The sequence below is a fragment of the Cellulomonas sp. genome (assembly GCF_017744555.1).
Lineage (GTDB): Bacteria > Actinomycetota > Actinomycetes > Actinomycetales > Cellulomonadaceae > Cellulomonas.
The window spans coordinates 446,494-468,475 of sequence record NZ_JAGIBD010000001.1 but is presented as its reverse complement, the minus strand read 5'-3'; the positions used below and the strand labels follow the sequence as shown (position 1 = coordinate 468,475).

Below are 21,982 nucleotides of genomic sequence, written 5' to 3'. Positions count from 1 at the left end.
CCGGGGTGCGTCAGGCGTCGTGCACGCGCAGCGGCAGCGTCGCGATGATGGGGTGGTCCTTGTCGATCTCGCCCATCTTCGCGGCACCGCCCGGCGACCCGAGGTCGTCGAAGAACTCGACGTTCGCCTTGTAGTACTCGCTCCACTGCTCCGGGACGTCGTCCTCGTAGTAGATCGCCTCGACGGGGCACACCGGCTCGCACGCACCGCAGTCGACGCACTCGTCCGGGTGGATGTACAGCGAGCGCTTGCCCTCGTAGATGCAGTCGACCGGACACTCCTCGATGCACGCCTTGTCCTTGACGTCCACGCAGGGTTCGGCGATCACATAGGTCACGGCAGGTCCTCCACTGAGCAGGGGGTCCTATTATCCCTCACATGCTCGCCGCCGTGACGCGGTGTCCACGACCGTCCACCGACGGCCGTACACCCCCTGCCACCAGCACCGCGACCCGAGGTCGGCGCGCATGAGCACCCCTGACGACGTCTGGCGCGGCTGGGCCCCGGGGGTCCGGGTCGTCGTGCGGCGGCGTCGCGACGACGTGCCTGACGGTGCTCTGCCCGCCCGGGCCGGCGGCGAGCCCCGGTTCACCGACGTGCTCGGCGACCTCCTCGCGGTCGACGACGACGGCGTGCTCGTCCGGACCCGGAACGGCGACGTCCACGTCCCCGCAGCCGCCATCAGCCTCGCCAAGACGGTGCCGCCGGCCCCGCCCCGCAGGGACCGGACCGGCGGCTGAGCGCTACGGCGTCGGTGCGGCCGGGGGCGCGCCGCACACCACCTTGTTCTGCGGCTTGTACCGCGTCGTCTTCGCCTCGGTCTTCTGCAGGTCGCCGTTGAGGAAGATCTTGCGCGTCACCGTCACGCTGAAGCCCGGGTTGCCGGCCGAGGACGCCTCGCACGTCGGCGACTGCGAGTAGACCGTCGTCGGGGAGACGACGCCTGAGCGGGCACTCGTGGTCGACTCGACCGTCCAGTACTTCGTGCCCCACAGCCGGACGTAGGTGCGTCCGTTCGCCGTCCAGGCCTGCACGAGCGCGCCGTACGGGGTGGTGTTCTTCCACTTCATGTCGATCGAGCCCGTGAAGATCGTCGCCTCACGGCCCTCCGGGTACCGGGCGAACCACTCACTGTGCGGCGTGTGCGCCACGTCCTCCATGCCCGCCAGATAGGCGGCGTTGAACGTCGTCGTCGACAGCTGCGACAGGCCGCCGCCCCACGCGTCCGTGTGCTCGCCGCTGATGATCGCGCCGGCCTGGACGAAGCCGTGCGCCGCGTCCACCGGGCCGAGCGCCTCGGTGAGGCTGAACGTCTCGCCCGGCTTGACGAGCGTGCCCGTGATCTTGGCGGCACCGTTCGAGATGTTCGTGGTGCGGCGCGGCTCCGACGTCAGCGGCGTCGAGAACTCCGTGACGATCTCCTTGATGCCGAGCGCCTCGAGCTCCGCGGTCGACTCGGCCGGGTCGGCCTGCACGAGGTCCACCTTCGCGGTCCGGTCGCTCGCGGTCGACGCCGTCGTCACCGCCGCCGCCAGCGCCGCCGGGTCCAGCGACGTGCCCGGGGTGCCGGGCACGATCACCGGGGCGTCGTTCTGGAACTCGAAGTGGGCGTCCGCCGACTCGGTCAGCAGGTCGGGCAGCTGCTTCAGCACGTCCTCGACGAGCCCGTCGCCGTTCAGCTCGAGGACCAGCGCGCCGTCCTTGGGAGCGAACGACGCGTTCGCCGCGAGGGTCGCCGGCTGCAGCATCGCCAACCGGTCCGCCACGAGGACGGACACCGGACCCGACGTGAGGCTGCGTGCGGCACCGGTCATCGCCGCGTCGGTCTCCTCCTGGGTGACCGCCGGTGCGACGACCTCGGTCGGGAGCACGACCGGACGCTCCGCGCTGATCCAGCCGTCGGTGAGCGTCTGCACGGCGCCGTCCTCGTCAAGCTTCCACCCGTCGACCGCGGCGGTCGACTTCGGGACGGTGTCGACGAACACGACCGTGCCGTCCACCGGCGCGAGCGCGAGCGACGACGTCAGGTCCTCGACCGCGGCGGCCAGCTTGTCCTCGTCGACCTTCGCCTTCGCGAGGTGCTCGCCCTCGCCGACGATCTGTCGCCACAGGTGCAGCGGGTTCGCGATGTGCGGGCCCGTGAACGTCGCGACGGTCGCCTCCGCGTCCAGCTCGAGACCTGCCGCCGTCGGGTCGATCGTCGCCTGCACGTCGTTCGCCACGACGGGGATCGGCTGCGTCGTCGCGTCGGCGAGCTCCGACTCCAGGCGGTCGACCGCAGCCGACGACGACAGGCCACCGATGTCGACGCCCGCCACTGTCGCGCCGCGCGCCACGTGGTCCGCGAGCGCGTACGACGCACCGACGTACGCCGCCCCCAGCACGACCACCACGCCGGCAGTGACGAGCAGGCGGCGCGGCCAGCGGCGGGTGCCGTCCTCGGCGTCGAAGTCGTCGAGCGGGGACGCGGGCCGCTCCGGGCCGCTCGCGTCGGGGGCGACCGGGCCCGAGGGGATCCGCGGTCCCGACGTCGGCGCACCGCTGTCGACCGGCGAGAACGGGCCCCGAGGCGCGGCCGGGGTCGGTGCCGCCGTCAGCGGGGGCCGGACCGGCGGCGCCGGCGGCGGCGTGACGGGCGGCTGCGTGGAGGTCGGCGGAGCGAACGCGGCCGTGGCGGCGCGCTCTGGGGCGACCGGTGCCGGTGCGGTGGCGGGCGCCTGAGCCGCGACGGGGCGCTGCGGCGGGGCCGCGGGCGGAGCCGGCATCGCGGCGGCCGGAGGTGCCGAGGTCGGCGCGGGCGGTGCGGCGCCGGTCAAGGCGGGCGCAGCCGGAGCGGACGAGGCTGGAGCGGACGGGTTCGGAGCAGACGGGTTCGGAGCCGACGGGTTCGGAGCCGACGGGTTCGGAGCCGACGGGTTCGGAGCCGACGGGCTCTGAGCGGTCGGGGCGGGCTTCGGCTCCGGCGTCGGCGCGACGACCGCAGCGGACGAGGCCGCCGGAGCGGTCTCGGCGGCGGGCGGCGCGTCGGTGGCGGAGGCGGCGGACGCGGCGGCGACGGGGGCGTTCGCGCTGGGCGCGGCAGCCGCGGGCACGGCAGCCGCGGGCACGGCGGCGTCGGCCACGGCGGCGTCGGGCACGTCCGCCACGGTCGCGTCGAGGGTGGAGTCGTCCTCGACGGCGCGCGCGTCGGCCTGGGCTGCGGTCGGCTCGGGCGTCGCCGGCGCGACCGTCTCGGTGGCCGTCTCGTCGACGAGTCCGGAGGGCGCGTCAGCGGCGGCGTCGACGTCGTCGGTCGCGGTCGACACCGCCTCGTCCGAGGCGACCTTGTCCGAGGCGACCTCGTCCGACGAGGCCTCCTCCGACGTGAACACTTCGGGCGTCGGGCGGTCGGACGCAGTCTCATCGGACGCAGTCTCGTCGGACGCGGTCTCGTCGGACGCAGTCTCGTCGGACCCAGACTCGTCGGACCCAGACTCGTCGGACGCGCTCCCGTCGGATCCAGTCTCGCCGGACGCGTTCTCGACTGATGCAGTCTCGACTGCCGCAATCGCGTCGGACGCGCTCTCGTCGGACGCATCGTCCGTGCGGTCCGAGGTCGGGGCCGGCGCGGCACCGGCCGAACCGCCCCACACGGGCCAGACCGGTCCGCTCGAGGCGGGCGCCGGGTCGGTGGTCGACGAGGCCTCCTCGAGGTCGGCAGTCGGGTCGCCCGCGTCGGCGTCCGCAGCGCCGTCCGCCGCCAGTGACGCCGTCGCCTCAGCATCGACGGGCTCGACCTCGACGGGCTCGACCTCGACGGGCTCGACCTCATGGGGGCCGGCCTCGTCAGCGGCCACCGGCTCGTCGGTCACGACGTCGCCGGTAGCCGAAGCCGCGTCCGTCGCCACCGGCTCGTCGGCCGGGGCGGTCTCGCCGGCCGGCGACGACTCGCTCGGTGCCGCCGCGCCGGTTGCCACCTCGTCCGTGGCCGCAGCCTCGTCCGTGGCCGCGACCTCGTCCGACGCCGTCTCGTCCGATGCCGTCCCGTCCGTCGCCGCGACCTCGTCCGACGCACCGGTGCTGGACTCAGGCTCGTGGGGGTGCGGCATCGTCCCGTTGTGCGGGACCGGCTTCCGCGACGGGTCCGTGGTTCCGGGACCCGGTCGAACGGCCTGCGCGGCGTCGTCGAGGTCGGTGCCGTCGGTCATCGTGCTCCCCTGCTGCTGAAGATGCGCGTGCCCCGCGCCCGGGCGATTCTAGTGGCCCTACCTCGGCCACCTGGGTCTTCGCACCCGGTGCGGCGGGGTTCTCACCTCCTCGTCACACGACCCGCCCGGCCCGTCCACGACGTGCGCAGCCGTCAGGTGAGGCGAGGTCACGTGACGGGGCGGACGCGTCCCCGGAGGTGCACGAGTCCCCCGGCGCCGGGTCGCCCCTGCTCGACCGCCTCGACGAGCCCGATGACGACGTCGTGGTCGCCGGCGCTGTGCACGGCGTACGTGCGGCAGTCGAACCAGGCGGCAGCACCGTCGATCCAGGCGCTGCCCGACACCGGCGCTGTGCGGTGGGGCACGCGGGCGAGCTGGTCGATCGTGGGCCGGCCGTAGGAGGAGAGCCAGTCGGCGGTCGGTCCCTGGTCGTCGGCGAGGACGCTGACGGCCCAGGTGTCGACGTCGTCGAGGGCGTCCCGCAGGCGGGCGTCGGCGTGCACGGAGAACAGCACCAGCGGCGGTTCGAGCGACACGGACGCGAACGAGCTGACCGTCGTGGCGTGCACGGACCCGCGCCACGAGAGCGTCACGACCGCCACCCCGGCGGGCAGGCGCCCGACGGCGGCGCGCAGGTCGTCGGGGGCGACGCCGCGCTGCTCGGCGGTCACGGCGCCGGGTCGTCCTTCGCGTCGAGCACGGGGCCGCCCGGCTCGGCGACGGGTGCCGTCGGCCACGTCGCGGCCGCGGCCGGCGTCCGCGCGGCGGGCGGCGCGACCGACGGGTCGACGAACAGCCGTCGCGGCAGTGCGGCGACCGCGAGCACCGCGACGACGGAACCGAGCACCCAGACCCAGCCGATCGCCTGGCCCGCGGGCATCAGGACGTCACCGCCGGGACCTTCCCGCGCGAGCAGCTGCGTCGACCCGAGCACGCCGAGCGCGTACGCGACGAACGCCGTCCAGCCCGACCACGCGCGGGCTACGACGCCCGCGGCCACGACGAGCACGAGGCACACGACGACACCCCACGGCTGCACGCTGCGGTGCATGAGCGTGCCGACCGTGCCGACGGCGGCGCCCAGCACGAGCGCGAGGAGCGCCTTGACGACCGCGCGGGGGCTGAGGGGATGCACGCGCGTCAGGCTACCGGCCGGACGCCGGTGGGCCAGACGACGGCCGTGGACGAGCCGTCGGCGACGCGGTAGTCCTCGGTGGGCAGGACCGGTGCGAGCACGTCGTTGCTGAGTGCGTAGCAGCCGACGAGGGCGTCCAGGCCGTCGACGGACCGCACGGCGTGCACCTGGGTCGCGTGCGCGCGCAGGGCGTCGAGCACGCGGTCGCGCACGGGCCGCACGTCGACGACGAGGTCGACCTGGTCGTCGGGCACCGCGACGGACGGGAGCTCGGCTCCGGGGAGCGTGAGCGTGGCGCGCGCGTCGCCGAGGGCCGCACGCACCCGGGCGTGGTCCAACGCCCGTCGCCCGCCCAGGAGCGCGCCCGCACGCTGCGCGGCCCAGAGCACCAGCGGCCGCACCCCCGGCAGCCCGTCGCCGGGTTCGGTGGCGAGCTCGACGGCCCGCATCGTGACGTCGTGCGCGCGGACGTGGTCGGGGTGCCCGTACCCCCCGGCCGGCTCGTACGTCACGACGACGTCCGGTCGCCGGGTGCGCAGCACGTGCGCGAGCCGCGCGGCGGCCTCGTCGAGCGGGACGGCGACGAACGCCCCCGAGGGCACGTCGTCGGCGCTCCCCGCGCGGCCGGCGCCGAGCCAGGCCATGCCGGAGTCCTCGTAGTGGGCCCGGCCCGGGCCCACGGAGTCGAGGAATACGTGGTCCGTGACGCCGAGCGCCGCCAGCGCCCCCGCGAGCTCGGTCTCCCGGTGCGCGGCCAGCGCGGGCCCGTCGCCCTCGAGGTGCGCGAGCGCATCACCGATCACCTCGCCGCGCTCGCCGCGCGTGCAGGTTACGAGCGTGACGGGCCGCCCCGACGCCGCCCAGGTGGCCAGCAACGCGCCGGTGGCCAGCGACTCGTCGTCCGGGTGTGCGTGCACCGCGACGAGACCGCCGGCCACCTGCCTCATGTCCCTGTCGGGCCTCAGCCCTTCTTGTTGCGCGCCGTGATGCGCGCGCGCTCGGTCTGGTCGAGCACGACCTTGCGGATACGGACCACCTCAGGCGTCACCTCGACGCACTCGTCCTCGCGGGCGAACTCGAGGGACTCCTCGAGCGTGAGCTTGCGCGGCGGCACGAGGTTCTCGAAGTTGTCCGCCGTGGAGGAGCGCATGTTGGTGAGCTTCTTCTCCTTGGTGATGTTGACGTCCATGTCCTCGTTGCGGGAGTTCTCGCCGACGATCATGCCCTCGTAGACCTCCTGCGTAGGGTCGACGAAGAACGAGCCGCGCTCCTGCAGGTTGATCATGGCGAACGGCGTGGCCGGGCCCGGGCGGTCCGCGACGAGCGAGCCGTTGAGGCGCGTCTCGATGGTGCCGGCCCACGGCTCGTAGCCCTCGGCGATGGACGACGCGATGCCCGTGCCGCGGGTGTCGGTGAGGAACCGGGTGCGGAAGCCGATGAGGCCGCGCGCGGGGACGAGGAACTCCATGCGGACCCAGCCCGTGCCGTGGTTCGACATGGTCTCCATGCGGCCCTTGCGCTGCGCGAGGAGCTGCGTGACCGCGCCGAGGTACTCCTCGGGCACGTCGATCGTCATGCGCTCCATGGGCTCGTGGACCTTGCCGTCGATCTTCTTCGTGACGACCTGCGGCTTGCCGACGGTCAGCTCGAAGCCCTCGCGGCGCATCTGCTCGACGAGGATCGCGAGCGCGAGCTCGCCACGGCCCTGGACCTCCCACGCGTCGGGGCGCTCGGTGGGGACGACGCGGAGCGAGACGTTGCCGACGAGCTCCTTGTCGAGGCGGTCCTTCACCTGGCGGGCGGTGACCTTGTGGCCCTTGCCGCCCTTGCCGGCCAGCGGGGACGTGTTGATGCCGATGGTCATCGAGATCGCCGGGTCGTCGACCGTGATGAGCGGCAGCGGACGCGGGTCGTCGGGGTCCGTGAGCGTCTCGCCGATCGTGATGTTCTCGATGCCGGCGACGGCCACGATGTCGCCGGGGCCGGCCGACTCGGTGGGGACGCGCTCGAGCGCCTTCGTCTCGAGCAGCTCGGTGATGCGGACGTTCTGCAGCGTGCCGTCCTGGCGGGCCCACGCGACGGTCTGGCCCTTGCGCAGCTCGCCGTTGAAGATGCGCAGCAGCGCGAGGCGGCCGAGGAACGGCGACGCGTCCAGGTTGGTGACGTGCGCCTGCAGCGGCGCGCCCTCGGTGTACGTGGGGGCCGGGATCTTCTCGAGGATCGTCCGGAACAGCGGCTCGAGGTTCTCCGAGTCGGGCAGGCCGCCGTCGGCGGGCTGGTTCATCGACGCACGGCCGGCCTTCGCGGCGGCGTACACGACGGGCACGTCGAGGATCGCGTCGAGGTCGAGGTCCGGCACGTCCTCGTGCAGGTCGGACGCGAGGCCGAGCAGCAGGTCGGTCGCCTCGTGCACGACCTCGTCGATGCGGGCGTCGGGGCGGTCCGTCTTGTTCACCACGAGGATGACGGGCAGCTTCGCGATGAGCGCCTTGCGCAGCACGAACCGCGTCTGCGGCAGCGGGCCCTCGGACGCGTCGACGAGCAGGACGACGCCGTCGACCATCGACAGGCCGCGCTCGACCTCGCCGCCGAAGTCGGCGTGGCCGGGGGTGTCGATGACGTTGATCGTGATGCCGTCAGGCTGGCCGAACTCCGCCGCCGCGGGTCCGGAGTACCGGACCGCGGTGTTCTTCGCGAGGATCGTGATGCCCTTCTCGCGCTCCAGGTCGCCCGAGTCCATCGCGCGCTCGTCCACGTGGGCGTGGGAGCCGAAGGCACCGGACTGCCACAGCATGGCGTCGACGAGCGTCGTCTTGCCGTGGTCGACGTGCGCGACGATGGCGACGTTGCGCAGGTCGGAACGCACGCCGGTCGTGGTCGCCACGGACGTGGGCTCAGGCATGGGAGTACTCATCTCAGGAGGTGGGGAGCGCGCCGCGTCGTCGGGCGCCGACCGATTCTACCCGCCCGTCACGATGCGGGCGTGCGTGCCCAGTCCCACCAGGACGTGAGATCCGCCCGGCCGAGCGCCAGCGGCGGCACCGCGGGGACGGTCGGCAGCCGGTCAGCCGTCTCGGTGTCGGCCTTGCGCGTGGCCACCACGACCGGGGTGCGTACGACGGAGATCGCGGCGCCTGCGTCGGCGAGGGACTGCGCGACGCTCTGGCCCACCGTCGGCACCTGCGCGGGGTCGACGGTCGCGCCGAGCGCATCCAGCACCGCGTCGAGCGCCGGGTCGCTCCAGCCCGTGAGGTTCGTCGCGCCCTTCGTGCGCCACCGGGCGACGATCGACGCGACGGGCAGGTCGCCCTGCGTGACGGGCACGAGGGCGGCGTCCCACGCGTCCGGCGCACCGAGCAGGTCGGCGGCGACCCCGAGGTCGGGGGTGTACGGCTCCACCGTGAACCCGGCGTCCGCGGCGGCCTTCGTCAGGGCGTCGAGCGCTTCGTGCCGCACGGGGTCGTCGCTGTTGGTGAGGACGCGCACCGTGACCGGCGTCGTCACCCCCGCACCGTCGAGGAGCTCGGCGGCGGCGTCGGGATCGGCCGCCGCCGACGCCGTCACCTCGCCGAACTCGGGCCCGACCGAGGGCAGCATCGCGTCGGACACCTCGGCGTCCGGCCACAGCGGCACGACGGTGTCGGCGACGACCGTGTCCCGCGGCACGGCCAGCAGGAACGCCCGTCGCACTGCGCTCGCCTTCGCGGCGTCACCGCCGTACGCCGCCGGGTCGAACGGCCCGCCGCCGGCGACCTGCAGCTGCAGCTGCAGCGTGCTGTCCCCGCCGGTCGTGACGACCGCGTCCTCGACCTCGTCCAGCGCGGCCAGCACGTCGGGGGTGTCGAGCGGGGCGACGACGTCGGCCTCGCCGTCCCGCAGCGCGTCGACCGCGTCGAGCGGGTGCAGGTCGCTGCGGACCACCACGGTGTCGAACGCCGCCGGGCGCGGGCCGGTGTACTCGTCGTTGCGGACGAGCTCGACGCGGCCGTCGGGCACCACGTCGCTGATCTTGTACGGACCGGTCGTCACGGCGCGCGACGGGTCGTCGGCGAGCAGGGTCGCGTCGAACGACGTGCGCCACGCGGCCGACACCGACCGCAGCGCGACGGGGTCGGCCGACGTGATGGCCGTCGTCACCGCGGCCGCAGCCTCCGCGGGGTCGTCGATGTCGAGCGCGGCGGCACCGACGACGTGCGCGGGCACGCCGACGTCCAGGGCCGTCTGCCAGTCGGCGACGGGAGAGGCGTACGTGAGCGTGACGGTCGCACCGTCGACCACGGGTACTTGCTCGACGTGCACGAGCGCGGGCGACGTCGCCGCGAACGCGACCCCGGCGTCGAGCGCGTCCCTGTTCGTGATCTCACCCTCGTCGTCGAGCTCGGGGACCACGGTGTCGAGCTGACCGCTGCGGGCCGCCCACTCCAGCAGCAGGTCCGCGGGCGTGACGGCCGTGCCGTCGGACCACGTCGCGTCCTCGCCGATCGTGTAGCGCACAGTCAGCGGCGCGTCCGACACCTTCTCGATCGTGCCGAACGCGGGGTCGGGCACGGCCGTGCCGTCCTCGTCGAGCGCCACGAACCCCGCCTGCGCGAGGCTCCGGACGAGCGTGCTGCCCGGGCTGCGCCCCTCCACGGTGCCCCCGTTGAGGGAGAGGAACGGTGCGCTCACCGCCACCACGACGGTGCCGGCGCGCTCCGGGTCGGGCTCGGGTCCGGTGCATGCCGTGAGCGTGAGGACCAGTCCCCCGACCGCCGCGACCGCGGTCGCCCCCTGCCTGAACGCCCTGCGCACCGCGCCTCCCGATCGTCGCGCCGGCCGGCGTGCTCGCCGGCCGGACAAAGGTTCCGGGCGGCCATGACCGGCCCCCGACCTCGGGGTATATCGGTCATCGCCGCCCGGAACTGAACTCTGCCGGACGAATCGGGTGCAGCGCCCGTGCCACGCGGGCACGGGCGGGACGATCAGCCGCCGGGCCGCTGCTTCGCGCGCACGTCGTAGTCCTTGACCTGCTCCTCGGCCGCGTCGCTCTCGGCGACGGCGTCCTGGTGCCCGATCTCGGAGTCACGCGCCGCGAGCTCCGCGGCCGCCTCCTCGAGCAGACGGTCGCGCACCTCGCGGCGCAGCTTCTGCTCCGCGGGGTTCGGCACCGGCACCGCGGCGAGCAGGCGCTTGGTGTAGTCCTGCTGCGGGTTGCGCAGGATCGTGTCGCGCTCCCCCACCTCGACGAGCTTGCCCTTGTTCATCACCGCGATGCGCGACGACAGGATCTCGACGACCGCCAGGTCGTGGCTGATGAACAGGCACGCGAAGCCGTACTCACGCTGCAGCTCCTGGAACAGGTCCAGGACGCGCGCCTGCACCGACACGTCGAGCGCGGACGTCGGCTCGTCGGCGATGAGCAGCTTCGGGCTCAGCGCGAGCGCACGGGCGATGCCGACACGCTGACGCTGACCGCCGGACAGCTCGTGCGGGTACCGGTTGCGCATGCCGCGCGGCAGGTGCACCTGGTCGAGCAGGTCCTCGACGCGCCGGCTCAGCTCGGCTCCCTGCGCGATCTTGTGCAGCTTGAGCGGCTCGCCGATGGACTCGCCGATCGGCAGGCGCGGATTCAGCGACGAGCCTGGGTCCTGGAACACGATCGACACGTCCTGGCGGACTGCGCGCAGGGCCTTCGGCCGGATTCCGGCAAGCTCGACGCCGTTGACGCTCAGCGATCCGCCGGCCACCGGCAGCAGACCGACGGCCGCACGACCGACGGTCGTCTTGCCCGAGCCGGACTCGCCGACGAGCCCGACGACCTCGCCGCGTGCGATCGTCAGGTCGACCCCGTCGATGGCCCGGAACGCCGGCACGCGGCCGCGCGACGGGTACTCGATGATCAGGTCCTTCGCGACGAGCGCGTCGCCCGTACCGGTGCTGGTCGCCGGCGCTGTCACCGGGGCCGTAGTGGCGGCCGGACGGTCCGCGACGACGGGCGCGTCCGTGACGGCCGCGCCGTCCGCCGGTGCGTCCTGCTCGACCTGCGACCCCAGGTGGGGCACGGCCTCGAGCAGCTGGATCGTGTACGGGTGCTTCGGGCGGTTGAAGATCTCGTCGGCCGAGCCGTGCTCGACGACCTTGCCGTTCTTCATCACCATGACGCGGTCGGCCAGGTCGGCGACCACGCCCATGTCGTGCGTGATGAGGACGATGCCGGAGTCGATGCGCGTGCGCAGGTCGCGCATGAGCTTGAGGATCTCGGCCTGCACCGTGACGTCGAGGGCCGTGGTCGGCTCGTCGGCGATGAGCAGCTTGGGGTCGCACGCGAGCGCCTGCGCGATCATCGCGCGCTGCCGCTGACCGCCCGAGAGCTGGTGCGGGTACTTGTCGACCGCCGCCTCCGGGTTGGGCAGGTCGACGAGCCGCAGCAGCTGGATCGCGCGGGCGCGCGCCTCCTTCGGGCCGATGTCGAAGTGCACGCGGAGCGTCTCGATGATCTGGAACCCGACCGTGTACACGGGGTTCAGGGCGGTCATCGGCTCCTGGAAGATGACCGCGACCTCCTTGCCGCGCACCGAGCTGAGCTGCTTGTGGGTCAGACCCAGCAGCTCGCGGCCGCCGAGCTTCGCCGAGCCGGCCGACCGGCCGTTGGGCGGGAGGAGCCCGATCAGCGACATCGACGACTGCGTCTTGCCCGAGCCGGACTCACCGACGATCGCGAGGACCTCGCCGGGACGCACGTCGTACGTCACGTCGATCGCGGCGGGGTACCAGGCGCCGTCGACGAAGAACTCGACCGTCAGGTCGCGCACCTCGAGGATGGGGGCCTTCGTCTGCGGGTCGGCGCCTGCCGGCTCCAGGGTCTGCGTGCTCACGGCTGAGGGGTTCCTTCCGTCCGTGCCGGGGTCCTGGCCCCGGGAGCGGGTCGTCCGTCCTGGTCTGCGACGATGGCCGCATGTCGTCGGACGTCGTGGTGTTCCGGCCGGGTTTCGGCCGCGGGCTGTCGGTGGTGGTGTGGGTCGGCTGCGCGTTCGTCGCGGTCAGCGGCCTGGCGCGCTCGCCCGGGACCACCTGGCAGTGGCTCCCGCTGCTCGCGCTCGCCGCGCTGCTCGTGTGGGGCGCCTACTGGAACCCGGCGGTGATCGTGACGCCCGCGGGCGTCGAGCTGCGCAACGTGCTGCGCACCGTCGAGCTGCCCTGGCCGACCATCCAGCTCGTGGACGTGAAGTACGCGCTCACGCTCGAGACCGCGTGGGGCGCGTACTCCGCGTGGGCCGCACCGGCCCCGAGCCGCACGCGTGCACGCACGGCCGGGCCCGACGACATGGCGCACCTGCCCCCGAGCACCTACGGCTCCGGCGGGACGGTGCGCCCCGGCGACCTCATGTCCTCGGACTCCGGGCAGGCCGCCGCGCTCGTCCGCTCCCGCTGGGAGCAGGTCCGCGACGCCGGCCTGCTGGACGACCCGCGCCTCGAGCGCAGCCGCCCGGTGGTCCGCGTGCACGTGGCCTTCATCGCGACCGCGGTGTTCCTCGCCGCACTGTCCGTGCTGACGCTCGCGCTCTGAGGCGTCGGGGCGACGCCCTGAGCAGCCGCTCATGGGATCAGGCCTTCGCCGACGCGGCCGCACGAGCCGCGGCGTGCTCACGACGGCGGTCGGCACGCGCGAGCGCCCGACGGGTCGGGATGCGCCGCTGCCGCGGGTCGAACGCGTCTCGCAGACCGTCACCGATGAAGTTGATCGTCAGCGCGATCGTCACGATGAACAGGCCCGGCCACCAGAACAGCCACGGACGCGTCGCGAAGGCGGTCTGGTACTCGCTGATGAGCTGGCCCAGCGAGACCTCGGGGCTCGTGATGCCGAAGCCGAGGTAGCTGAGCGCGGTCTCCAGCAGGATGGCGGCGGCCATGAGCAGCGTCGCGTTGACGATGATCACGCCGATCGCGTTCGGCAGGATGTGCTTGAACATGATGCGGCCGTTGCTGGCTCCCGCGACGCGCGCGGCGTCGACGAACTCCCGCTCGCGCAGCGACAGGAACTCGCCACGCACGAGCCGCGCCATGCCGGTCCACGAGATGACCGCCAGCGCGAACGCGAGCGCCCACGGGCTCGCCCCGCCGACCCACTTGCCGAGGATCGCGCCGATCATGATCACGGGGATCGTGATGAACATGTCGGTCACGCGCATGAGCACGTTGTCGGTGCGGCCGCGGAAGAAGCCGGCCGTCGAGCCCACGATGATGCCGATGAGCGTCGAGACGATGCCGAGCACGAACATGACCGTGAGCGACTGCTGCGTGCCGCGCATGACGACCGCGAAGCCGTCCTTGCCGATGTTGTCCTGGCCGAACGGGTGCTCACCGAACGTGAAGCCGCCGTCGTGGAACCCCATGGTCGGGGCGCCGCCCGCGTTGGTGATCGGGTTGAGCTCCTTGTAGCCGTACTTCCACCAGCCGGGGATGGGACCCCAGCCGATCGACGTCGTCACGAGGAGGATGACGAAGAGCAGCACGAACGCCGAGACCATGGCACCGCGGTGCCGGAGGAACCGCCGCATGACGATGCGGCCCTGCGAGAGTCCCTCGACCTCCTTGAGCTCGATGGCGTTCTCGTTCTGCTCCACGGCCTCGGCCGGGTCGTGGTGCGCCTCGGCGGGCTGGAGAGGGGGCTGGAGCGTCATGCGTTCACCCTGATCCGGGGGTCGAGGGCCGCGTACACGAAGTCCACGACGATGTTGGCGATGACGAGCAGCGCGGCCGTCACGATGAAGTACCCCATGACCACGTTCGCGTCCGCCGTCTGCAGACCCTTGATGAACATGGTGCCCATGCCGCTCCACGCGAAGATCCGCTCGGTGATGATCGCGCCACCGAACAGGGCCGCGATGTCGAGGGGCACGACGGTCGCGAGCGGGATGAGGGAGTTGCGGAACCCGTGGCGGACCGTGACGACGCGCTCGGGCAGGCCCTTGGCGCGCGCGGTCCGGATGTAGTCGTGGTTCATGACCTCGAGCAGGCTGGCCCGCGAGTACCGCGTGTAGGCCGCGAACGAGATGAGGATGAGCGCGATCGTCGGCAGCAGCAGGTGCGTGAACTTGTCGAGCACCTCGACCCAGAAGTCGCCCTGCAGGCCCGGCGTCTGCGACCCGATGGTCGCGATCGGACGGCCGTTGATGCGGGTCGAGTTCGAGTACGTGTACCAGACGGCCATGACGCGGTCGACGAAGATCAGCACGCCGACGCCGACCGCGGTGATCGCCGCCGCCCGGGCCGAGACGATGCGGTCCGGCCCGCCGAACAGGTAGCCGATGAGGATGCCGGAGCCGACCGCCACGACGGCGAGCCCGATGATGAGCGGCCAGCTCGCGTTCACGAACGCGTACTGCAGCGGGTAGTAGAGCGCGACGCCGAGGGCGACCGTGGTGAGCGCCGAGTACAGCGCACGCCGGTTCTTCAGGCCCGCACCGAGCGCGACGACGGCGTAGGCGATGCCGACGCCGATCGCGCCGATGACCACGGGGCCGAGGCTCGGGTCGAGCAGCCAGCCGGTCTCGGAGATGAACACGAGCACGGCGGCCGTCGCCGCCCCGGCGACGCCGAACGTGATGAGCCGCCTTCGCAGCGGTCCGCCGATGATCGCCGACCAGACGACGCCGGCGATCAGTGCGAGGAGCACGGTCGTCCCGGTCTTCACCACGGGGTCGGCGAGGAAGTCGTTGAAGCCGATGGCGCCCCACTGCTTGAGCAGCACGGCGACCCAGAAGCTGGGGAGCGAGTAGAGGACGAACGAGCCGAACGTCACCGAGTAGTCGAACCCGGTGTACTGCCGCAGCGCGGACACGATGCCGACGACCACGCCGAGGCCGATCGCCAGGAACGTCGCCGAGGCGACGAGCTGCACCGTCGAGTAGACCGCGCCCTGCAGCATCGAGGTGACCTGGGCGCCCGTGACCCAGCTGGTGCCCAGGTCGCAGTTCCCGACGACGCAGCCGGCGGCGCCGCGCAGCCACTGCAGCCAGCGCAGGGCCGGCGGGGTGTCGAGGTTGAGCGCCGCGATGCGGGCCTCGATCAGCTGCTGCTTGTTCGGCGCGGTGCTCGTGCGCAGGTCCTCGAGCGGGTCGATCGCGTACGCCAGCAGCATGTACACGATGAACGTCGCGCCGACGAGGACGATGAGCGACGACAGGAACCGGCGACCGAGGAACGTCGCCATGGGGGCGCCGCGGCGCTGTCGTCTGACCGGAGCGGGAGCGACGTCCGACGCGGATCGCGCGTCGGTCTCGGCTGCTGCGCTGCCGGAGGTGGTGGTGGTGGCCATCAGGGGGTCCTTGACCTGGAGACGGGGCTCGTGCCGACGAATTCTACGCGCGCGAGGTGGGCACGCCGGTCGGCACCCGTCGCGGCGGGTTTTCCGGAGCCACGCCAGCGGGGGCACCACGGTCGGGTTGACCGCCGTGGTGCCCCCGCTGAGCGTGGGTGTCACACGGTGTGGATCAGAGCGTCAGCTCTCGGCGGGGGCCGGCGTCTCCGTCGGGCCCTCGAGGGTGTCGTCCGCGCTGATCTCCCAGTCCCAGTAGTTCCAGAAGATGGTCGGCGACAGCGCGATCGTCGACACGCCCTTCAGAACGTCGCGGTGGGCGACGACACCGGGGAACTGGAAGATGTTGACACCGAACGCGTCATCGTTCATCTGCTTCTCGATGTTGATGATGAGCTCGGTCTCCTTGTCCGCGTCCGTGTTGGTCGACATGTCCTTGTACCAGCCGTCGACCTTCTCGTTGGAGTACCCACCGAAGTTGTTCAGACCGTCGGTGATGTAGTTCGCCTCGGAGTTCAGGGCGTACGTGTTGGTCGACTGCCAGCCGAACAGCGACGCGTCGTAGGTGCCGTTGCCGAGCTTGGAGCCCCAGGCGTCGTCACCGTTGTCGAGCACGTTGAAGCCCGCCTGCGCGGCCGAGGCCGAGATCAGCTGGAACTCGTTGGCACGACGGACGTTCGACTTGCCGTACAGGAAGCGGACGTCGACCGGGGTCGTGACACCGGCCTGCGCGAGGAGCGCCTTGGCACCGTCGATGTCGACGTTCGTCCACGCGTCGGAGCCGTTGGCCTTGATGACCTCGTCGTAGTTCGCGGCACCCGGGACGACGGTGAACGAGTCACGCGTCTTGGCGTCCGGGTTGAGCGGCTTGATGAGCTTGTCGATGATCTCCTGGCGCGGGATCGTCTTGAGGAACGCCTGGCGGACCAGCTTGGCCTTCTCGGCGTCGCCGCCGTAGGTGGCCGGGTCGAACGGACCGCCGTTGTTGAAGGTCAGGTCGACGTGCTCGAACGTGCCCTCGTCGCCCGTCGTGTACGAGACGCCCTGGATGCCGTCGAGCGTCTTGAGGACGTCCACCGAGGACTGCGGCGCGATGAGGTCGACCTCACCGTTCTGCAGGGCGGTGACGGACGCGAGCGGGTCCTCCGTGTAGCGGATGGTGACCGACTCGACCTTGGGCTTCGGGCCCCAGCTGTAGTCCTTGTTGGCGGACAGCGTCAGGTACTGGTTCTCGACGTAGTCCGTGATGACGTACGCGCCGTAGGAGAGGTACTTCTCCTTCTCGGCGGGGAGCTTGGTGAAGTTGAAGTCGTTGTTGAAGGACTTCGAGAGCTTCGCCAGAGCCGCCTTGTCGTCGTTCTTGAACGCGTCCTCGACGGCCTTCTTGCCCTCCTTCGGGTCGTCGATGCCGAGCGCGAGCTTGGCCAGCGCGTGGGCGGCGATCGGCGACGCCTGGAAGGAGACCTCCCAGTCGGAGCGGGGCTCGGTGTAGCTCAGCGTGACGGAACGGCCGTCGTCACCGATCTCCGGGAAGTCGGTGATGAGGTTCATGGCCGGCGACGAGCCGTCGAAGTACACCGCGGCGGCGTCCTTCGCGTCGATCGAGCCGTCGTCGCCGTACTCGACGTCGTCACCGGTGACGGTGTCGAACTGGTCGTTCTGCGAGCCCCAGTAGAGGATCAGGTCCGCGGCGTCGACGGCCGTGCCGTCGGACCACTTGACGCCCTCGTTGATCGTGTACTTGACCTTGAACGGGTCCTCGCTGACGACCTCGTACTTGCCGAAGTCCTCGTTCTTCGCGAGCTTCAGGTCGCCGTCGTAGTAGTTGAAGAACGAGTTCATCAGGTACAGAACGTTCGCGTTCGTCGTCGCGTTGCCGTTCGACGTGAGGTTGTTGGTCGAGCGGAAGGGCTCGTTCCAACCGACGTTGACCGCGGTGTCTTCCTCGATGGTGGAGCCCGCCGGACCGGAGCATGCGCCCAGCACGAGCGCGCCGGCCGCGACCACCGCGGCGGCGGCGCTGATTCGCCTGATCTTCAATGTTCCTCCTGGGAAGGGGTGGACGGTGCCTCCGGTCCGGCTACAGCACTGCTCGCCGGTATGTCACGTAGATACACGTCCGCCGTGAGTTGCGCACACGCTAGTCAAGCAGGGTCGGACATATCGGGCACGGTGACCCCGAACGGCGGATCGTTACCTGATTGATACTGGCCGGTACCGTCCAACATGCGAGACACGGTCCTGCGGAAACATCCCGGAAACGTGCCGGATCTGGCCTCCGAGCAGGCAGATCGGACATCTCGACCCTCCGCGCACCCCCTATGTGCTATGCACGGCACCTTTGTGTCTGCTATGGGCGCCCGTCAGCGCCGCGGACCGGCACCCGCGGCCGTGCCGCACACTCGTGGGCGTGGACATCACCGCCGCCCTGCGCCGAGCGGGCCGCACCCGCTGGTTCGCGCGCCTCGGCCGCGCCGTCTCCCGGCTCGACCGGCGCATCCAGAAGGCCACCGCCGGGCGGTGGAGCGTGCTCGGCCGGCCCACGCTCCCCCACCTCATCCTCACGACCACCGGCCGGCGCTCCGGCGAGCCGCGCGACGCCGCGCTCCTGTACGCGCGCGACGGCGAGCGCTGGGTCGTGATCGGCTCGAACTGGGGTCAGCAGCACCACCCCGCCTGGACCGGCAACCTGCTCGCCGAGCCCCGCGCCGCCGTCACCGTCGGCGGTCGGCGCACCGACGTGGTCGCACACCTCGCCGAGGGCGACGAGCGCGCGCGGCTCCTGGACTCGCTGCGCTCGATCTGGCCCGGGTACGACGACTACGACGCACGCACCGTCCGCGAGCTCCGGGTGTTCGTCCTCACGCCCGTCGCCTAGTGCGGTCTCAGGTCCTGCGGCGGCGGGCAGCGACGAGCGCTCCCAGGCCGAGCGCGACGAGCGCCCCGGCGAGCAGGAGCGCCGGCGCCGTCTCCGCACCCGTCGCGGACAGCACCAGGCCGCCGGCCGCCGTCGGCGCACCGGGGTCGTCGGGGCCCGCGGGAGGCGCCGTCGGATCGGGCGTCGGCCCGGGCGTCGGCGGGACGGGCGGCACCGCGACGTTCGTCACCGTGCACTCGACGTCCCGCTCGCCCTCGACGAGCAACAGGTCGCCGAGCACGGTCGCGCCCGTGCAGGCCCACCCTTCTGACCGGTACCCCGCCGGCCCGCCCGACTCCGCGAGCGCGTACGTGCCCGGCACGACGAACGCCCGCGTGACGGCCACCGAGCCGCTGGCACCGCTGACCGGGCCGGTGTCACCGAGGGCGGTGAGCGTCCAGTCCTCCGGAGCGGCAGTGCCGCCCTCGACGGCCTTGGTCAGCGTGAGCGTCGAGCCGACCCACCGGTTGACGGCCGTGCAGGTCACCTCCTCGTTCGCCACGACGGCCACCCGGTCGCCGGCCGTGACCGGATGCCCCTCTCCGCAGTCCCACCGCTCGCGGACGTACCCCCGCTCGGCGACCGCCGTCTGCGCGATCTCGTGCAGCTCGACGGACCCCGGCCCGACGACCCCGACGACGCCGCCGCGGCCCGAGACGCCGCCGAAGCCGCCGATCGGCGGCGAGCCGACGAGCGTCCAGTCGGTCGCGACCGACGGTCCGCCGAGCACCTGCTTGGTCAGCCGGAGCTGCGCACCCGTCCACCGGTTCGTCGCCGTGCACGTCACGTCGTCGCCGAGGTCGAGCGTCACGCCACCGCCGACCACCGGCACCGGGGCGCCGATGTCGTCGACGCACGTCCACCCGTCGAGCGCGTAGCGGGGCAGGCCGATCTCGAGCAGCGAGTACGTGCCCGCCCGCACCGGAACGTCCGTGACCGCCGGGCCGCCCGTGGTCCCCACGAGAAGGTCCGGGCCGACGCCGAGCAGCACGAACGCACCCGGCGCCGCCTCGCCGCCGCCGGAGTTGTCGACGACCTTGCGCAGCGTGAGGCGCGGCGCGACCGCCGTGTTCACGACCGTGCACGTGACGTCGTCCGTCCACGGCGAGCCGTCGAGGTTCGTCGCGGGGATCGTCACGGAGTCGCCCACCACCGGCGTGGTGCCCGGGCCGCTGACGCACACCCACGCCGACGCGTCGTAGTCGGGCGTCGAGGCCGGCGACTCGCTGAGCGCGTACGTGCCGGGCGGGACGGCCACGAGCGTGACGGCGTCGGTGCCGGTGACCCCGCTGACCTGCACCGGCCCGTCCGCGGTGAGCTGCCAGGACGTGGGGCCGAGCGTGCCGCCCGCGGTGCTGTCGACGACCTTGCGCAGCGTGAGGTGCGGCTCGGTCGCGGTGTTCGTCACGGTGCACACGACGTCGTCGCCCGTGCCGACGCTCACGACCGCGCCCGCGACGGGTGCGGCGCCGCAGTCCCACGGCGAGGCCGTGAACCCGGCGACCTGCTCCTCCGTCAGCGTGTAGTCGCCCGCGGGGACCGGGATGCGCGTCACCGCGGCCTCGCCCGTGCGGCCGGTGCGCGTGACGCCGTCCGGACCGGTGGCGGACAGGTCCCAGGCGCTCGGGTCGGTCGAGCTGCCGACGACCTCCTTGACGAGCGTCAGGTAGCCGCCGGTCCACGTGTTGGTGACCGTGCACGTCACGTCCGCGGGCGTGGAGATCGTCACGACGTCGTCGACCGCCACGACGCCGTCGCACGTCCAGGGGCCTGCGGCATACCCGGGTACCGGGTCCTCGCCCAGCGACCACGTCTGCCCCGTGGCGACCCGCACGTGCGTGACGAGGGGCGAGCCCGACGGACCGGCCATGACCACGCCCTGGTCGCTCACCGCCCGCAGGAAGAAGTCGCCGGGGGCCGCCGTGCCGCCGCCGGTGTTGTCGACCTGCTTGACGAGCGTGAGGCTCGCCGTCTCGATCGTGTTGACGATCGTGCAGGTGATGTCGGCGCCGGCCGCGACCGTCACCGAGGCGGGTCCGTCGCCGCCTGACGTGCACGACCAGGGGGACGCCGAGTAGTTCGTCGGACCCTGCTCCGCGAGCGCGTACGTGCCGGCGGGGACCGCCACGTGCGTCACCTCCGGGCTGCCCGTGGCACCCGCGACCGTCCCGCCGGCGCCCGTCGCGCTCAGCGTCCACGCCTGCGGCACGACCGAGCCGCCGAGCGCGACCTTGACGAGCGTGAGGTAGCCGCCCGTGTAGGTGTTCGTCACGCGGCACGTGACGTCGCCGTCGCTGTCGGCGAGGGTGAGCGTCGCGCCCGTGACGGTTCCCGCCGTACAGCTCCACGCACCCGCGCTGTACGCGCTCGACGCCGGCGCCGACAGCGGCAGCTCGCTGAGCGCGTACGTGCCCGACGGCACCGGCACCTGCGTCACCGTCGGCGAGCCCGACGGGCCCTGCACGGTCTGCGGTCCGGCCGCCGTCAGCTGGAAGTCCGCAGGGGTCGCCGGGCCGCCCGCGACGTCCTTGACGAGCGTCAGCAGGTGCGGCGTGGCCACCTCGCGGGTGTTCGTGATCGTGCAGACGACGTCCTGGCCCAGCGCCACGACGACCGACGAGCCCGACACCTGCTGACCGCCCGTGCACACCCAGTCGCTCGGGGTGTAGCCGTTCGGACCGCTCGACTCGGACAGCTGGTACTGACCGATCCGCACGGCGACGCGCACACCGTCGGTGCCCTTGACGTTCGTCGGGCCGTTCGCGAACAGGTTCCACGCGGTCGGGCTCGACGGGCCGCCCACCACGACCTTCCGCAGCGTGAGGAAGGCCTGCTGCGCGTCGTTGCGGACCGTGCACGTGACGTTGCCGCCCGCGGGGACCGTGATGGTCGGCGTCGGCGTCGTGAACGTGCCCGCACCTCCGCAGTCCCAGCTCACGAACGCGTAGCCGGGCACGCCGTCGGACTCGCTGATCGTGTAGTCGCCGGCCGGCACCTCGAGCGACTGCACGCCGTTCAGCCCGTTGCCGGAGAACGTGTAGGTGGGGTCCTCGGTGTTGACGGCGTGCATCGTCCACAGCTCGCGACGGCCCTCGCTCGCGCCCGTGTCGAGGTTCTCGATCCGCTTGAACAACGAGAGCCGGCCGGTGACCGACGGGTCGACCTGCGCGGCGACGGGCGGCGCACCTGCCGCGAGCAGCGCCAGAGCGGTCAGCGCGATCGCGAGCGTCCGCGGTCGAGGCAGCATCGCGACCCCCCAGTGCGAGCGGCGTCGCCCCGCCGGGACCGGCCGGCGACCCACCGCCATTCGACGACGACGCCGGCGCCGGCCGCAACCGCTGGGCGGCCCGGCCGTCAGGCGGCCCGGGCCACGTCGCGACGAGGTGCGCCCCCTGGCGTGCGGGTCGACCATGACGGCAGGGGCAGGGAAGCACGACGTCGAGCCA

At 72.5% G+C, this 21,982-nt stretch carries 15 protein-coding genes; 3 read left to right on the top strand and 12 right to left on the bottom strand.

The features are described from left to right. Nucleotides 1–10 precede the first annotated feature (10 nt). Nucleotides 11–337, bottom strand: a complete 327-nt coding sequence (gene fdxA / locus J7523_RS02090; RefSeq protein WP_203747636.1) for a ferredoxin — start codon at nucleotides 335–337, stop codon at nucleotides 11–13. A gap of 130 nt (nucleotides 338–467) precedes the next feature. Here fdxA and J7523_RS02085 point away from each other — a divergent pair, with 130 nt between their 5' ends. Further along, the gene (locus J7523_RS02085) at nucleotides 468–740 is read left to right on the top strand and encodes a hypothetical protein (RefSeq protein WP_291881597.1); all 273 of its coding nucleotides are present in this window, start codon (nucleotides 468–470) and stop codon (nucleotides 738–740) included. Between the two features lie 3 nt (nucleotides 741–743). On the opposite strand, the gene J7523_RS02080 is transcribed toward J7523_RS02085, so the two are convergent. The 7 genes from J7523_RS02080 to J7523_RS02050 form a co-directional block, all read right to left on the bottom strand. Then, the gene (locus J7523_RS02080; RefSeq protein WP_291881595.1) at nucleotides 744–4,187 is read right to left on the bottom strand and encodes a VanW family protein; all 3,444 of its coding nucleotides are present in this window, start codon (nucleotides 4,185–4,187) and stop codon (nucleotides 744–746) included. Nucleotides 4,188–4,354: 167 nt separating this feature from the next. Continuing rightward, nucleotides 4,355–4,858 carry a flavin reductase family protein gene (locus J7523_RS02075; protein WP_291881593.1) on the bottom strand — a complete coding sequence of 168 codons (504 nt, stop codon included), beginning with the start codon at nucleotides 4,856–4,858 and terminating at the stop codon, nucleotides 4,355–4,357. Continuing rightward, nucleotides 4,855–5,322, bottom strand: a complete 468-nt coding sequence (locus tag J7523_RS02070) for a hypothetical protein (RefSeq protein ID WP_291881591.1) — start codon at nucleotides 5,320–5,322, stop codon at nucleotides 4,855–4,857. The genes J7523_RS02075 and J7523_RS02070 overlap by 4 nt, the downstream gene beginning before the upstream one ends. 5 nt (nucleotides 5,323–5,327) lie before the next feature. Next, nucleotides 5,328–6,269 carry an N-acetyl-1-D-myo-inositol-2-amino-2-deoxy-alpha-D-glucopyranoside deacetylase gene (gene mshB, locus J7523_RS02065; protein WP_291881589.1) on the bottom strand — a complete coding sequence of 314 codons (942 nt, stop codon included), beginning with the start codon at nucleotides 6,267–6,269 and terminating at the stop codon, nucleotides 5,328–5,330. Nucleotides 6,270–6,283: 14 nt separating this feature from the next. Beyond that, nucleotides 6,284–8,224 (bottom strand): translational GTPase TypA, encoded by a 1,941-nt coding sequence (typA, locus tag J7523_RS02060; protein ID WP_291881588.1) that lies wholly within the window; start codon nucleotides 8,222–8,224, stop codon nucleotides 6,284–6,286. Between the two features lie 68 nt (nucleotides 8,225–8,292). Beyond that, nucleotides 8,293–10,113 (bottom strand): ABC transporter substrate-binding protein, encoded by a 1,821-nt coding sequence (locus J7523_RS02055; protein WP_291881585.1) that lies wholly within the window; start codon nucleotides 10,111–10,113, stop codon nucleotides 8,293–8,295. A 170-nt stretch (nucleotides 10,114–10,283) separates the two neighbouring features. After that, complete coding sequence (locus J7523_RS02050; protein ID WP_291881584.1) at nucleotides 10,284–12,176, bottom strand: ABC transporter ATP-binding protein; 1,893 nt, start codon at nucleotides 12,174–12,176, stop codon at nucleotides 10,284–10,286. An 80-nt stretch (nucleotides 12,177–12,256) separates the two neighbouring features. On the opposite strand from J7523_RS02050, the gene J7523_RS02045 reads away from it, so the two are divergent. Next, on the top strand, nucleotides 12,257–12,868 hold the full coding sequence (locus J7523_RS02045; RefSeq protein ID WP_291881583.1) for a PH domain-containing protein: 612 nt from the start codon (nucleotides 12,257–12,259) through the stop codon (nucleotides 12,866–12,868). A gap of 37 nt (nucleotides 12,869–12,905) precedes the next feature. Here the strand turns inward: J7523_RS02045 and J7523_RS02040 are convergent, their stop codons facing one another. The 3 genes from J7523_RS02040 to J7523_RS02030 form a co-directional block, all read right to left on the bottom strand. Then, the gene (locus tag J7523_RS02040; RefSeq protein WP_291881581.1) at nucleotides 12,906–13,982 is read right to left on the bottom strand and encodes an ABC transporter permease; all 1,077 of its coding nucleotides are present in this window, start codon (nucleotides 13,980–13,982) and stop codon (nucleotides 12,906–12,908) included. After that, on the bottom strand, nucleotides 13,979–15,619 hold the full coding sequence (locus tag J7523_RS02035) for an ABC transporter permease (protein ID WP_363266331.1): 1,641 nt from the start codon (nucleotides 15,617–15,619) through the stop codon (nucleotides 13,979–13,981). The genes J7523_RS02040 and J7523_RS02035 overlap by 4 nt, the downstream gene beginning before the upstream one ends. 183 nt (nucleotides 15,620–15,802) lie before the next feature. After that, on the bottom strand, nucleotides 15,803–17,659 hold the full coding sequence (locus J7523_RS02030; protein WP_291881579.1) for an ABC transporter family substrate-binding protein: 1,857 nt from the start codon (nucleotides 17,657–17,659) through the stop codon (nucleotides 15,803–15,805). 370 nt (nucleotides 17,660–18,029) lie between these two features. Here J7523_RS02030 and J7523_RS02025 point away from each other — a divergent pair, with 370 nt between their 5' ends. Further along, nucleotides 18,030–18,497 (top strand): nitroreductase/quinone reductase family protein, encoded by a 468-nt coding sequence (locus tag J7523_RS02025; RefSeq protein ID WP_291881577.1) that lies wholly within the window; start codon nucleotides 18,030–18,032, stop codon nucleotides 18,495–18,497. Between the two features lie 7 nt (nucleotides 18,498–18,504). On the opposite strand, the gene J7523_RS02020 is transcribed toward J7523_RS02025, so the two are convergent. Then, nucleotides 18,505–21,783, bottom strand: coding sequence for an LPXTG cell wall anchor domain-containing protein (locus tag J7523_RS02020; protein ID WP_291881576.1), 3,279 nt, complete (start codon nucleotides 21,781–21,783; stop codon nucleotides 18,505–18,507). Between the last annotated feature and the right edge of the window lie 199 nt (nucleotides 21,784–21,982).